Genomic DNA, 14,106 nt, shown 5'->3' with positions numbered 1-14,106 from the left:
GGAGCGGCCATGCCCATCGACGCAGTCACCGAGGTGCCGACCCCGGTCAACGAGCCGGTGCTGGCGTACGCGCCCGGCAGCCCGGAGCGGGAGCGGCTGGTCCGGCGGCTGGACGAGCTGGCGGCCGAGCAGATCCCGCTGCCGATGACCGTCGGCGGCGAGCAGCGCTTCGGCAGTGGCGAGCGGATCGACGTCGTCCAGCCGCACCACCACGCCGCCAAGCTGGGGGTGCTCGGCAACGCCACCCGGGAGGACGCCCGGGTGGCGGTGGACGCGGCGCTGGCGGCCGGGCGGCAGTGGCGCTCGCTGTCCTTCGACGACCGCGCGGCGGTCTTCCTGCGCGCCGCCGACCTGCTGTCCGGGCCCTGGCGGGAGACGCTCAACGCGGCCACCATGCTCGGCCAGTCCAAGACCGTGCAGCAGGCCGAGATCGACTCCGCCTGCGAGCTGATCGACTTCTGGCGGTTCAACGTCCACTTCGCCCGGCAGATCCTGGCCGAGCAGCCGAGCTCCTCCCCGGGCGTGTGGAACCGGGTGGACCACCGGCCGCTGGAGGGCTTCGTCTACGCGATCACCCCGTTCAACTTCACCGCGATCGCCGGGAACCTGCCCACCGCCCCCGCGTTGATGGGCAACACCGTGGTCTGGAAGCCCGCGCCGACCCAGACGCTGGCCGCGCACCACCTGATGCGCCTGCTGGAGGCGGCCGGACTGCCGTCCGGGGTGATCAACCTGGTCACCGGTGACGGCCTGCAGGTCTCCCCGGTGGCCCTCGCCGACCCGGCGCTGGCCGGGCTGCACTTCACCGGCTCCACCGCCACCTTCCAGTCGCTGTGGCAGACCGTCGGCGCGAACATCGGCGGCTACCGCAGCTACCCGAGGATCGTCGGCGAGACCGGCGGCAAGGACTTCCTGCTGGCCCACCCCTCGGCCGACCCGGAGATCCTGAAAACCGCGATGATCCGCGGCGCCTTCGAGTACCAGGGCCAGAAGTGCTCGGCGCTCTCCCGCGCCTACCTGCCGCGCAGCGTCTGGCTGAGGATCAAGGACGACTTCCTGGCCGAGGTGGACGCCCTCACCGTGGGCGACGTCACCGATCTGTCCAACTTCATGGGTGCCCTGATCGACAAGCGCGCCTTCGAGAAGAACCGCATCGCGATCGAGCGGGCCAAGGCCGACCCGACCGTCGAGCTGGTGGCCGGCGGCCAGTACGACGACGCGATCGGCTGGTTCGTCCGCCCGACCGTCCTGGTCTCCTCCGACCACCGGGGCGAGATCTTCCGCACCGAATACTTCGGCCCGATCCTCGCGATCCACGTCTACGAGGACTCCCGCTGGGAGGACGTGCTCGGCCGGGTCGACTCCGGCGCCCCCTACGGCCTGACCGGTGCGGTGATCGCGCAGGATCGTTACGCCATCGCCCAAGCCGTGGAGGAACTGCGCTTCACCGCCGGAAACTTCTACATCAACGACAAACCCACCGGCGCCGTCGTCGGCCAGCAGCCCTTCGGCGGCTCCCGGGCCTCGGGGACGAACGACAAGGCGGGCGCCGCCCAGAACCTGCTGCGCTGGACCTCGGCCCGCGCGATCAAGGAAACCTTCGTCCCGCCGACCCACCACGGCTACCCGCACATGGGCTGAGAGTGAACATGAGACTCCGGTTTGGACATGCTGTCCAGGACGGACCCTACATCCTTCGGGTTTGCGCCTCCCTGTCCCTGTGCACCTTCGATTGATCCGGTTAGGCTGGCTGACGTCGTCGGGTGGCTTGCAGGACGAATGAGACGTCCTACCCGCTGGGAGGGCGTTTCATGCGTGCCATGAGCCCCTTTCAGTCGGATGGTGCGGCAGGATTGCGGTGACCCGTCGGTGTACATCCACACACCACCGAGTCACGCAACGGCGCGCGACAGGAGCCAAGAAGTCATGCAGACCAAGCTGGACGCAGCCAAGGCCGAACTGCTCAAGAAGGCAGCCGCAGCCGCTGAGAACAGCCAGGTGGGGGGAGCGGCGCCGGGGGAGGGTCTGAGCAACGGCGCTCTGACCGCGTACCTGCACCACTACTACCTGCACACCGCGCCCGAGGACCTGGTCGACCTCGACCCGGTCGACGTGTACGGCGCGGCCGCCTCCCACTACCGCCTGGGCCTCAAGCGCCCCCAGGGCACCGCCGAGGTGCGGGTCCACACCCCCTCGGTCGAGGAGAACGGCTGGTCCTGCGGCCACACCGTGGTCGAGGTCGTCACCGACGACATGCCCTTCCTGGTGGACTCGGTCACCAACGAGCTGTCCCGCCAGGACCGCGCGATCCACATCGTCATCCACCCCCAGCTGGTCGTCCGCCGTGACATCACCGGCAAGCTGCTGGAGATCCTGGACGTCGACGCCTGCTCCCGCAGCCAGGCCGCCGGCACCGAGTGGCCCGCCGACGCGACCGTCGAGTCGTGGATGCACATCGAGATCGACCGCGAGACCGACCGCGACGACCTGCGCTCCATCGAGACCAACCTGCGCCGCGTGCTCGGCGACGTCCGCGAGGTCGTCGAGGACTGGGGCAAGATGCGCGAGAGCGCGCTGCGCCTGGCCGACGAGCTGGCCGAGGAGCCCCCGAGCGGCCTGCCCGAGCAGGAGGTCGGCGAGGCCTGGGAGCTGATGCGCTGGCTCGCCGACGACCACTTCACCTTCCTCGGCTACCGCGAGTACGACCTGGTCGAGCACGAGGGCGAGGAGGTCCTCAAGGCCGTCGCCGGGACCGGCCTCGGCATCCTGCGCTCCGACCCGCACAGCCACGACGACCGCCACCACGCGGTCTCCGAGGCCTTCGGCCGCCTCTCCGCGCCGGTGCGCGCCAAGGCCCACGAGAAGAAGCTCCTCGTCCTGACCAAGGCCAACAGCCGCTCCACCGTGCACCGCCCGGCCTACCTGGACTACGTCGGCGTCAAGAAGTTCAACGCCGCCGGCGAGCCGATCGGCGAGCGCCGCTTCCTCGGCCTGTTCTCCTCCGCCGCCTACACCGAGTCGGTCACCCGCATCCCGGTCGTGCGCCGCAAGGTCCAGGAGGTGCTGGACGGCTCCGGCTTCTCCAGCGAGAGCCACGACGGCCGCGACCTGCTGCAGATCATGGAGACCTTCCCGCGCGACGAGATCTTCCAGACCTCGGCCGCCGAGCTGCTCTCCATCTCCACCAGCGTGCTCTACCTGCAGGAGCGCCGTAAGCTGCGCCTCTTCCTGCGCCAGGACGAGTACGGGCGCTACTTCTCCGCGTTCATCTACCTGCCGCGTGACCGCTACACCACGCGCATCCGGCTGCTGCTCACCGACATCCTCAAGGAGGAGCTGAACGGCGCCACCATCGACTACACGGTGTACGCCACCGAGTCGGTGCTGACCCGCCTGCACTTCGTGGTCCGGGTCGCCCCGGGCACCGAGCTGCCCCGGCTCACCGACACCGACATCGAGCGGATCGAGAACCGCCTGGCCGAGGCCGCCCGGTTCTGGATGGACGGCTTCCACGACCAGCTGCACCTGGAGCTGGGCGAGGAGAAGGCCGCCGAGCTCGGCCACAAGTACGCCAACGCCTTCCCCGACGGCTACCGCGCCGACTTCCCGCCGCGCACCGCCGTCGCCGACATCAAGCAGATCGAGTCGCTGCACGGCGAGGGCGACTTCCGCCTGAACCTGTACCAGCCGGTCGGCGCCGGCGACGACGAGCGCCGCTTCAAGATCTACCGGGTCGGCGGCCCGATCTCGCTCACCGAGGTCCTGCCGGTGCTCCAGCGCCTGGGCGTCGAGGTGCTGGACGAGCACCCGTACGCGCTGCGCCGCTCCGACGGCACCACCGCGTGGGTGTACGACTTCGGCCTGAAGCTGCGCGAGGCCACCGGGCTCACCGACGAGGCCCGCGAGCGCTTCCAGGAGACCTTCGCGGCCACCTGGACCGGCAAGGCCGAGAACGACGGCTTCAACGAGCTGGTCCTCACCGCCGGGCTGAACTGGCGCCAGGCGATGGTGCTGCGCGCGTACGCCAAGTACCTGCGCCAGGCGGGCTCGACGTTCTCCCAGGACTACATGGAGGACGCGCTCCGCAACAACACCCACACCACCCGCCTGCTGGTCAACCTGTTCGAGGCCCGGCTGAGCCCGAGCCACCGTTCGGGCGCCCTGGAGCTGACTGAGGCTGTCCTGGAGGAGCTGGCCGGCGCGCTCGACGAGGTCGTCTCGCTGGACGAGGACCGCATCCTGCGCTCCTTCCTGCACCTCATCAAGGCCACCCTGCGGACCAACTTCTTCCAGCACGACGGCTCCGGTGCGTGGCACTCCTACGTGTCGATGAAGTTCGACCCGAAGGCCATCCCGGACCTGCCGGCCCCGCGCCCGGCGTTCGAGATCTGGGTCTACTCGCCGCAGGTCGAGGGCGTGCACCTGCGCTTCGGCAAGGTCGCCCGCGGCGGTCTGCGCTGGTCCGACCGGCGCGAGGACTTCCGCACCGAGATCCTCGGCCTGGTCAAGGCCCAGATGGTCAAGAACACCGTCATCGTCCCGGTCGGCGCCAAGGGCGGCTTCGTCGCCAAGCAGCTGCCGGACCCGTCGGTGGACCGCGACGCCTGGCTGGCCGAGGGCATCTCGTCCTACAAGACCTTCATCTCGGCGCTGCTGGACATCACCGACAACCTGGTGGCCGGCGAGGTCGTCCACCCGGCCGACGTGGTCCGCCACGACGAGGACGACACCTACCTGGTCGTCGCCGCCGACAAGGGCACCGCGACCTTCTCCGACATCGCCAACGGCGTCGCGGAGTCGTACGGCTTCTGGCTCGGCGATGCCTTCGCCTCCGGCGGCTCGGCCGGCTACGACCACAAGGGCATGGGCATCACCGCCCGCGGCGCCTGGGAGTCGGTCAAGCGCAACTTCCGCGAGCTCGGCGTCGACACCCAGACCGAGGACTTCACCGTCATCGGCATCGGTGACATGTCCGGCGACGTCTTCGGCAACGGCATGCTGCTCAGCGAGCACATCCGGCTGGTCGCCGCCTTCGACCACCGCCACATCTTCCTCGACCCGAACCCGGACGCGGCCGTCTCGTACGCCGAGCGCCGCCGACTGTTCGACCTGCCCCGCAGCTCCTGGGACGACTACGACAAGTCGCTGATCTCGGCCGGCGGCGGGGTCTTCCCCCGCAGCGCCAAGTCGATCCAGCTCAGCGCGCACGTCCGGGCCGCCCTGGGCATCCAGGAGAGCCGCCTGACCCCGGCCGACCTGATGAAGGCGATCCTGCAGGCGCCGGTCGACCTGTTCTGGAACGGCGGCATCGGCACCTACGTCAAGGCCTCCACCGAGACCAACGCCGAGGTCGGCGACAAGGCCAACGACGCCATCCGCGTCAACGGCGAGCAGGTCCGCGCCCGGGTCATCGGCGAGGGCGGCAACCTCGGCTGCACCCAGCTCGGCCGCATCGAGTACGCGGCCTCCGGCGGCCCGGAGAGCACCGGCGGCTGGATCAACACCGACGCCATCGACAACTCGGCCGGTGTGGACACCTCGGACCACGAGGTCAACATCAAGATCCTGCTCAACCAGGTCGTCACCGAGGGCGACATGACGGTCAAGCAGCGCAACGTCCTGCTCGCCGAGATGACCGACGAGGTCGGCCACCTGGTGCTGCGCAACAACTACGCGCAGAACGTGGTGCTGGCCAACGCCGTCTCCCAGGCGCACAGCATGGTCAACGTCCACGCGCGGATGATCAACCGCTTCGAGGCGGCCGGCCAGCTCGACCGGGCCCTGGAGTTCCTGCCCGCCGAGCGCCAGATCCGCGAGCGCCAGCAGAGCGGCCGCGGGCTCTCCCAGCCCGAGATGTCCGTGCTGCTCGCCTACACCAAGATCATCCTGGCCGACGAGCTGCTGGCCACCGACCTGCCCGACGACCCGTACTTCCGCACCGCGCTGCACGAGTACTTCCCGAGCGCGCTGCGGGCGAAGTTCGCCGACGCGATCGACAACCACGCGCTGCGCCGCGAGATCATCACCACGCTGATCGTCAACGACACGATCAACCGCGGTGGCTGCACCTTCGCCTTCCGCCTGAAGGAGGAGACCGGCGCGACCTACGAGGAGATCGCCCGGACGCACACCGCCGCGCGGGCCGTCTTCGGCCTGGAGGAGATCTGGGCCGAGATCGAGGGCCTGGACAACAAGGTCCCGGCCCGGGTCCAGACCAAGATGCGGCTGCACTCGCGCCGCCTGGTCGAGCGCGCCACCCGGTGGATGCTCAACAACCGCCGCCAGCCGCTCGACATCGCCGGCACCATCGAGTTCTTCCACGACCGGGTCAACCAGGTCTGGGGCTCGCTGCCCAAGCCGCTGCGCGGCGAGGACCTGACCTGGTTCGAGTCGATCTACAACGAGCTCGCCTCGGCCGGGGTGCCGGAGGAGCTGGCCACCCGGATCGCCGGCCTGTCCTCGGTCTTCCCGACCCTGGACATCACCGAGGTCGCCGACCGCTCCGGCAAGGACGTCGCCGACGTCGCCGAGCTGTACTACGACCTGGGCGACCGCCTGCAGATCTCGCACCTGCTCGACCGCATCATCGACCTGCCCCGCACCGACCGCTGGTCGTCGATGGCCCGCGCCGCGATCCGCGAGGACCTCTTCGCGGCCCACGCGGCGCTGACCGCCGATGTCCTGGTCTGCGGCCCCGAGGGCGCCACCCCCGAAGAGCGCTACACCGCCTGGGCGGACCTCAACGCCACCCTGCTGAACCGCGCCAAGAGCACCCTCGACGACATAAGGGGTTCGGACAACTACGAGCTGTCCAGCCTCTCGGTCGCGATGCGCGTCATCCGCACCCTGCTGCGCACCGGTTCGATGCGCTGAGCCGGACGGCTCCTTTTGTCGGCGGGCCCGCGTCCTTCTGGACGCGGGCCCGCCGCTTTGCGTGGCTCACGTAGCGAGGGCGCCGACGAGAGGCCCGTGCCCGCGCAGGGCTGCGCGGGCACGGGCTGCCCCGCCTCGGGCGGCGGCGGCTCCTCCGCCAACGGTGAGGGTTCTCGTGCCGAGGCCTGCGCAGGGGCAGCAGATCCCGGGTTGCGGCACCGGGTCGTGGCAGAGGCTGCACTCGGCGTAGGAGGCCGGTGGGGGTGCCGATCGTTCGGGTGGCATCTTGCGTTGCAGGCGATCGCGGAGGATCGCCGCCGGGGAGTGCATCGGTTGCGGCAACCCGGGGAGCAAGGCCTGGGCCAATTCGGCGGCGGTGCTTCCGCGCTCCAGCCACTGGGCGACGAGGGGCGCGAGCGTCTGCGCCTCGGCTTCGCCGAGGCGCAGACGCGGTTCGGGCCGGATCACCCGGAACAGGGTGGCCACGGCGGTGCGGGTCTGTTCATCCGGGAGGGTGGGTTCTTCTGCCGGGTTCTTTACGGGAGGGGTGACAGCGCGGCCGGTGCCCCGTTCACCGGCGGCCGGACGGGGGACAACCGGTGGCGCTTCCGCTGCGAGCTGCGGGGTGTCGTAGACGTGGGCCTCGGAGCGGACGGTGCCGTTGGGCAGCCGGAACGTGTCGACGCGGTAGTACCCGGCGTCCTTCAGCTCCTTGAGCGCCCGGCGGACGGCGCCGCGTCCCTGCGGACTGGTGTCGGCCATCTGTCGGCCGTCCTCGCGCCAGCCGTTCGGGCGGGAGAGCAGATCGGCGAGGAGGCCGCGAGCGGTGAAGCTGAGGCGACGGTCCTGCAACAGGCCGTTGGGAAGTACGGTGAAAGAGCGCGCGTGGGCGCTACGATGAATCTGCATTGGGAGTGTCAGCTCCTGTGCCGGACCCCGGGGTGTTCCACCACCGCCGGGGTCAACTATGTGCTGTTGATGATGCGGAACGTAGCACATCAACTACGCGGAGTGTGAAGCGTTCGCGAAATCCGCAGCGGGAAGGGCAGGCCAAGGGCGGGGGCGCGGCATCGCGGCGAGCGCTGACAGCCACGGAGTGCTCGTCACTGGTCAGATCCGGTGGCCGTTCGCCATGGGGCGGGCGCGTTCCAGGAGTTCGCGCACGTGGGGGTTGCGGCGGTGCGGTTGGGTCGCGGAGAGCATTGTGCGGAAACGGTCGTCGGCCCGGCCGGACTGGACGGCCGGGTAGTCGTCGAGAGTCCGGTGCCAGTCCGCGCAGGCTTCTTCGAGACGGCCGGCCTGCAACTTCCACTCTGCGAGCATGCCGGTCATCCGTACCCGGTTGCGCACGTACACGGAGTACCGCAGGCGGTCGGACGCCTCCATCGCGGTGATGGCGCCAGTCTTGTCCCCAAGCTCCCAGCGGACCTTGGCCTCGTGGTACGCGAGGGAGGACGGGTCATAGGAGCCGAACGCCTTCGCCTTGGACTCGGCCTGTTCCATCGCGACTTCCGCTATCCGCAGGTGGTACAGGGCTCCGGCCTTGTCCCCGGTCTGGGCGGTGGCGTGGGCCTGTTGGCCGGCGAGGAAGGCCCTCATGCGGGGTCCGGCCTGCGGGGAGGCGGCTGAGGCGGCGTCCGCGAACCGCACGGCGGTGCTGCCGTGACCGAGGTCGACGGCTTGCACGCTCATGCCGCGCAGGGTGGTGCAGTACGTGAGGTGGTCGCCTGCGTGCCCGGCCAGCTCCAGCGCCTTCAGGTAGTAGTGCTGGGCAAGGGAGTCGTGGCGTTCATCCATGGCCATGTAGCCGGTCAGGTAGCAGTGGTCGGCGGCGGCCGACAGCATCGCCTTGCGGACGTCCTCGGGGGCGTCCGCCTGTAGGTACGGGGCGATAGTGTTGACCAGGAATGAGGCGGCCATCGGGCGGGCCATCCGACCGCCGAACTGGTCGTCCAGGTCGCTGATCCGTTCGGTCATCGCGGCGACCGACTGGACCTCCGCCATGCCGATCCGCAGGTGTGGGTTGGTCCGCAGCATCTCGAAGCGGCCCACCAGGTCGGGCCAGCCCGGGATGGTGAGGGCCGCCGAGTACAGGCCAGCCGTGAGGACTCCGCGCCGGGATGGGTCCATATCGAGGCTCCCCAGATCGATCAGCCCTGTCACCGTATCCGTCGACTCATCAACGGTGATAGGCATCTCGCGAAATCCGGCCTCCAAGGCGGTGATCGGCCGCTTGAGTCTTCGTGTCAGTGTTTCCAAGACCACCGGCAGTGCTTTCGCCGCAGGCGAGGTGCCGCTGAGCCAGTGAGAGACGGCCGAAGCGTCGTACTTGAGTCGCTGTCCGGTCTCGGTGCCGGTCCGGTTGATGGCCCGCGCCAACTCGCTGTTCCCCCATGCGGCTTCGGTCATCAGCGAGGCGAGCTTGCGGTTCGGCGTACGGTCGGTTCGCACGACAGTTCCCCCTTGCAGTCGGGTTTCAAGGGTTTCAACGTCCCGGCTTGCCTCGACCATAGCCGACTGCAGGGCAGGACTGTTGACTGTTTGTCATCGGCCAGTCACCAGTAGTGGTGCGGCCGGTCCCCCTCTCCGCCCCTGAGGAACTCCGCCATGCTCGTTTCCCGCCGCCCCCGCACGTTCACCGCGCGTCTCGATTCGCGGACCGAATCCACCTTCCTCGCCCGGCACTTGCTGCGCGCCTACCTCTCCGCGCTCCCCACCGGCGACCGCTACTCCGACGTCGCCGAACTCCTCCTCGGCGAGCTGTTCGCCAACGCCGTCCAGCACTCCGACGCCCCCGCCGACCGCCTGATCGAGGTCCGCTTCGCTCTCATCAGCGACCGTCTGCGCCTCGAAGTCCACGACGCCGGCAGCGGGCGCCCCACTCTGCGTTCCGTCGACCTGGACGACGAGCGCGGACGCGGCCTCCTCCTCGTCAACGAGCTCGCGGAGCGCTGGGGTTGTTGCCCCCGCGCGGGCGGGATCGGCAAGTTCGTCTGGGCCCTCATTGCGCCCTCCTTCTCCCTCGCCACTGCCTGAAAGCGCGCCTCCGATGCAGTCTCCCCTCCTTACCCTCGCCCGGCACTCCCTCTCTCAGGGCTCCACCCCCGCCGAGACCTACACCCTCCTCGCCCGCCGCAGCAGCAAGCCCCTCCCCGCCGCCCGGGCCGTCTGCCTCGCCCTCGACATCCCCCTCGCCGAGGCCACCCGCCGCCTGAACGACTGCTACCGCGCCCTGCTCGCTAACCCCCGCCCTGGCACCGAGGCCGACACCGGCGAACTCCTCGAAGCCCTCGGCGTGTTCGACGTCCCCAAGACCCTCGACGCCCGCGACCAGAGCATCGTCGAGCTCTTCCTCACCGCCATCGACGCCATGGGCGGCATCCGAGCCGGCCACCAGCACGGCCTGGCCCGCTGGTTCACCACCGGCAACCTCACCGCCGCCTACCTCTCCCTCGCCGCCGCCACCCCCCTCCCCACCACCGGCAACCCCACCCAGTACTGGACCACCCTCGTTGCCGCAGGCGAGCTCCTCTCCACCACCCCCACCCCCGACCCCCGCATCAAACCCGCCCTCGCCCACTGCCGCACCCGCGCCAGCCACGCCACCACCCCGTAAGCAGGAAGTCGGGCCCCACCGACTTCCTGCGCAGCAGACCCCGCCCGGCGCCACACACCATGGACCGAGAGGACGAGATGACCACCACCCAGCACACTGCCGCACATGCCACCACCGGCCGGCTCCACGGCCGCCCGGCCGTCCGTAGCTTCCTGGAGGGCCCCGAGCTGACCGCGACCGACCTGAGCATGGTCCTGTTGGTCCGCGAGGACGGCGAGGGTGTCGACCGGCCGATGCCGACCGTCACCGTCGCTGAGATCCCGCAGGTCGTGCGGGACCTGGCCGCCGCTGGGATCCGCTCGGTGAAGGTGTTCGCCAACAGCTTGCACCGCGACCAGCAGGCCAGCGGCGCCATCGCGTCGGACAGCCTGATGGTGCGGGCCATCCACGCCGTCAAGGACACCGAGCCCGGCATGGCGGTGATGACCGAGAACTGCCTGTGCGGCCACACCGGCACCGGCGAGTGCCACCTGACGGTCGCGGGCCGGATCGACCTTGCTGCCACGGCCGCGCTGATCGCCGCCCAGGCCGTCATCCAGGCCGGGGCCGGCGCCGACATCGTCGGCCCGGCCGCGATGACCCGGGGCACCACCTGGGCCGTGCGTCAGGCTCTGGACGAGGCTGGTCACCGCGACGTGGCGACCATGCCGCACCTGATCTTCGACTCCGCCCTCTACGAGGGCTACCGCACCACCATGCGAGCCACCCCCGCCTCCGGCGCCCGCCGCCCGTTCCAGATCAGCCCCCGCAGCCCGGAGACCGCCGTGGACACCGGCCTCGCCTTCCTCGGTGAGGGGGCGGACATGTTGCTGCTGGAGCCCGGGATGCTGTCCGTCGATGTCCTCACGGCCCTCAAGCGCCGCACCCCGGCGCCGCTGATGCCGTTCTCCGTCTCCGGCGAGTACATGCGCCTCGCGCCGCTCGACCCGGCCACCGGGCAGCGGGACTTCCGCCCGCTGGCGGAGCTGTTCACCATGCTCAAGCGAGCCGGGGCCGACCGGATCATCACCTATGCCGCCCTGGACCTGGCCCGCCTGCGCGCCTAAACGGCGGCGGTGGGTCGGACCTCCGCCAGGATGCCCTCCGCGCCCTGGTCCAGCAGAAGGCCGGCCACCTGCACGCCCAGCTTCTCCGGCTCGCTCAGCGGGCCGGAGAGGCACGCCTGAACCTGCCGCCTGCCGTCCACGGAGGTGACCTGCCCGTGCAGGGTGAGCACGTCGCCGTCGGCCTTGCCGAACGCGCCGACCGGCACCGAGCACCCGCCGTGGAGCTCGGCCAGCATTGCCCGCTCGGCCCGCACCTCCGTGTCGGTCACCGGGTCGCCGGAACTGGCCAGGATCTCGCGGGCCAGCTCGTTGTCCTCGCGGATCTGGATGCCCAGGGCGCCCTGGCCGGGCGACGGGGGGAACAGCTCTATCGGCAGGATCTCGCTGATCTCCTCGCCGCGGCCGAGCCGCTTGATCCCGGCGGCGGCCAGGACCACGGCGTCCAGCTGCTGTGTCCTGAGCTTGCCGAGCCTGGTCGGGACGTTCCCCCGGATCTCCACCGGCACCAGGTCCGGGCGGAGGTGCAGCAGCTGGGCGATCCGGCGCGACGCCGAGGTGCCGATCCTGCCACCGTGAGGGAGGCCGGCCAGCGTCGATCCGCACAGCGCATCGTGCACGTCGGCACGGGTGGGCGGGGGCAAGAGGATCAGGCCGGGCGGGTTCGCGGTCGGCAGGTCCTTGAGCGAGTGCACGATCACATCGACTTCGCCGGACACCAGCGCGTTCACCTGGTTCACGGAGAACGCCGAGCCGCCGCCGCGCTCCGACACGTCCCGCAGAGCCGACCTGCGGTCTTGGTCACCGGCCTCCGTGATCACCCGCTGGCGGAAGACCACGTCGGGAAAGCGCTCCCGCAGCGGTGCCAGGAACTCCCTGACCTGGGCCCGCGCCAGGTGACTGGCCCGCGATCCCACCACCAGTGTGCTCATGCGCCAACTCCCAGCATCTGACGAGATGTTGACCGCATGCTACCCGCATCGAACACACTCGGTTTCCGACGGTATGTCGGAAACCGGGGAAGGAGCCCCCAGTGCTGGACACCACCCGCACCATCCGTATCGGCGCCCGCACCTCCCCGATGTCGCTGGCCCAGGTCGCCCGGGTCACCGAGGATCTGCGCGACCGCTACCCGGACGCCCAGGTCGAGCTCGTGCCGTTCACCGCGGCCGGCGACCTCGAACCCGGCCGGCAGGCCGAGCTGCACGACAAGGGCGCCTTCACCGGCGAGATCGAGGAAGCCCTGCTGACCGGCGTCTGCGACATGGCCGTGCACTGCATGAAGGACGTGGCCGGCTTCCCGCTGAACGCCCCGGGGACCGTCTTCGCCGCCTACCCCGCCCGCGCAGACATCCGCGACGCCCTGATCCACCCCGGTGGCCTGACCCTCGACCAGCTGCCGCCCGGCACCCGGGTGGGCACCGCCGCCGTGCGCCGGATCGCCCAGCTCACCGCCAGCCACCCCCACCTCGAACTCGTCCCGAGCCGGGGCACCGCCAACCTGCGGCTGGCCGCTCTCAAGGCGGGCAAGGTGGACGCCCTGGTCCTTGCGGCCTCGGGCCTGGAGCGCATCGGCGAACAGCACCACATCAGCGAGGTGCTGTCCGTCGAGCAGATGTGCCCGCCGCTCGGGGCCGCCGTCCTCGGGCTCCAGTGCCGTGCCGACGACCCGGAGATGATCGCCCTGCTCACCCCACTCGGCGACCGCCTCGCTACCCGCGAGATCACTGCCGAACGAACCGTGCTGAACCTCCTGCGCGGGCACTGCAACAGCCCGATCGCCGGATACGCCCGCGCCTTCGACGACGGCCGCCTCACCCTGCGGGCCATGGTCTTTACCCCCGACGGCGCGACCGTGCTGACCGCCAGCCGCACCAGCGACCAGCTCACCTCGGTGGCCCTCGGCGAGGCCGTCGCCGAGACGCTGATCCGCGACGGCGCCTGCGACCTTATCGATTCCATTGCGCACTGACCCGACCTCCGCGCCGCCACTCGCCAGAACCTGCCGGGCGGGTAGTGCCTAGTTGGGTGGGCCCGTGTCTTCTGGCACGGGCCCACCCCAGGAAGAGGTGCCTCTGGATGTGAGTGGGGGCGGACCAATGCGGCGTCCCGTTCCACGAGACCGGCAGCCGGGCAGCCGAGATTGCTGCCACCACGATCGCGACCGAGGGGTCATTCAAGATCACATGTCTTGGAGGCATCCTGATCTGCCACCCCTGAAAGGAGAGGGCAGGCCCGCTTCATCGGCACACCAGCCAGTTCCGGTTTCGCCGCCCCGCCGGAGACGTCCGGCGGGGCGGCGAAAAGGAGCTGTATCAATCCCAACAGCGTTCGACCTGTCGTGCCATAGCCCTCCCGCCGTCTACGCAGAACGAGAGGTGCCAGGCGACTCTGGGTTTGGCGGCCCCGGCCAGCCGTGGCCGGGGCCGTCGTCGCTTTGCGGGTCCTGGAAGGGGTGGGTGGGCGGGGCGTCCGGTGTTCGAGCGGGGGCCCCGGGCGGGGCCCCGGGCGCCCCGGGGGGCGGGCGGGCACCCCCGGGCCCCCCCCCGCCCGCCCCCCCCCAACACCCCCCGG

Annotated in this window: 9 protein-coding genes; 6 read left to right on the top strand and 3 right to left on the bottom strand. The window is 70.4% G+C overall.

Annotated elements, in window-relative coordinates; translation table 11 throughout:
* Window positions 1-15 precede the first annotated feature (15 nt).
* Complete coding sequence (pruA, locus tag ACGF12_RS31325) at window positions 16-1,641, top strand: L-glutamate gamma-semialdehyde dehydrogenase (protein WP_393037541.1); 1,626 nt, start codon at window positions 16-18, stop codon at window positions 1,639-1,641.
* Window positions 1,642-1,926: 285 nt separating this feature from the next.
* Window positions 1,927-6,873: an NAD-glutamate dehydrogenase gene (locus tag ACGF12_RS31320; RefSeq protein ID WP_393037485.1), complete on the top strand. Its 4,947-nt coding sequence runs from the start codon at window positions 1,927-1,929 to the stop codon at window positions 6,871-6,873.
* 66 nt (window positions 6,874-6,939) lie between these two features.
* Here the strand turns inward: ACGF12_RS31320 and ACGF12_RS31315 are convergent, their stop codons facing one another.
* Together ACGF12_RS31315 and ACGF12_RS31310 are read right to left on the bottom strand one after the other, a co-directional pair.
* Entirely contained in the window at window positions 6,940-7,782 is an 843-nt protein-coding gene (locus tag ACGF12_RS31315) for a hypothetical protein (protein WP_393037482.1), read from the bottom strand.
* Between the two features lie 201 nt (window positions 7,783-7,983).
* Entirely contained in the window at window positions 7,984-9,282 is a 1,299-nt protein-coding gene (locus tag ACGF12_RS31310) for a tetratricopeptide repeat protein (RefSeq protein ID WP_393037538.1), read from the bottom strand.
* Between the two features lie 198 nt (window positions 9,283-9,480).
* Between ACGF12_RS31310 and ACGF12_RS31305 the strand changes: the two genes are divergently transcribed.
* The 3 genes from ACGF12_RS31305 (at window position 9,481) to ACGF12_RS31295 (ending at window position 11,535) form a co-directional block, all read left to right on the top strand.
* Window positions 9,481-9,909, top strand: coding sequence for an ATP-binding protein (locus ACGF12_RS31305; protein ID WP_393037479.1), 429 nt, complete (start codon window positions 9,481-9,483; stop codon window positions 9,907-9,909).
* 13 nt (window positions 9,910-9,922) lie between these two features.
* Window positions 9,923-10,489, top strand: a complete 567-nt coding sequence (locus ACGF12_RS31300) for a hypothetical protein (RefSeq protein ID WP_393037476.1) — start codon at window positions 9,923-9,925, stop codon at window positions 10,487-10,489.
* Window positions 10,490-10,566: 77 nt separating this feature from the next.
* Window positions 10,567-11,535 carry a hypothetical protein gene (locus ACGF12_RS31295; protein WP_393037473.1) on the top strand — a complete coding sequence of 323 codons (969 nt, stop codon included), beginning with the start codon at window positions 10,567-10,569 and terminating at the stop codon, window positions 11,533-11,535.
* Here ACGF12_RS31295 and hemC (ACGF12_RS31290) read toward each other — a convergent pair.
* Window positions 11,532-12,464 (bottom strand): hydroxymethylbilane synthase, encoded by a 933-nt coding sequence (hemC, locus tag ACGF12_RS31290; RefSeq protein ID WP_393037470.1) that lies wholly within the window; start codon window positions 12,462-12,464, stop codon window positions 11,532-11,534. The genes ACGF12_RS31295 and hemC (ACGF12_RS31290) overlap by 4 nt on opposite strands.
* A gap of 104 nt (window positions 12,465-12,568) precedes the next feature.
* On the opposite strand from hemC (ACGF12_RS31290), the gene hemC (ACGF12_RS31285) reads away from it, so the two are divergent.
* A complete protein-coding gene (gene hemC, locus ACGF12_RS31285) occupies window positions 12,569-13,504 on the top strand; it encodes a hydroxymethylbilane synthase (RefSeq protein WP_393037535.1) in 936 nt (311 codons plus the stop codon).
* The last annotated feature ends 602 nt before the right edge of the window (window positions 13,505-14,106 follow it).

Origin of the sequence: Kitasatospora sp. NPDC048296 (genome assembly GCF_043201815.1) — a bacterium.
Lineage (GTDB): Bacteria > Actinomycetota > Actinomycetes > Streptomycetales > Streptomycetaceae > Kitasatospora.
Note: the sequence above shows the minus strand (reverse complement) of the source record. Positions and strands in the feature narration are given on the sequence as shown.

Excerpts from the sequence above, each read along its gene's own strand:
- ACGF12_RS31320 (WP_393037485.1), top strand. The coding sequence starts at position 1,927 with ATGCAGACCAAGCTGGACGCAGCCAAGGCCGAACTGCTCAAGAAGGCA.
- ACGF12_RS31315 (WP_393037482.1), bottom strand. The coding sequence starts at position 7,782 with ATGCAGATTCATCGTAGCGCCCACGCGCGCTCTTTCACCGTACTTCCC.
- ACGF12_RS31310 (WP_393037538.1), bottom strand. The coding sequence starts at position 9,282 with ATGACCGAAGCCGCATGGGGGAACAGCGAGTTGGCGCGGGCCATCAAC.
- ACGF12_RS31305 (WP_393037479.1), top strand. The coding sequence starts at position 9,481 with ATGCTCGTTTCCCGCCGCCCCCGCACGTTCACCGCGCGTCTCGATTCG.
- ACGF12_RS31300 (WP_393037476.1), top strand. The coding sequence starts at position 9,923 with ATGCAGTCTCCCCTCCTTACCCTCGCCCGGCACTCCCTCTCTCAGGGC.
- ACGF12_RS31295 (WP_393037473.1), top strand. The coding sequence starts at position 10,567 with ATGACCACCACCCAGCACACTGCCGCACATGCCACCACCGGCCGGCTC.
- hemC (WP_393037470.1), bottom strand. The coding sequence starts at position 12,464 with ATGAGCACACTGGTGGTGGGATCGCGGGCCAGTCACCTGGCGCGGGCC.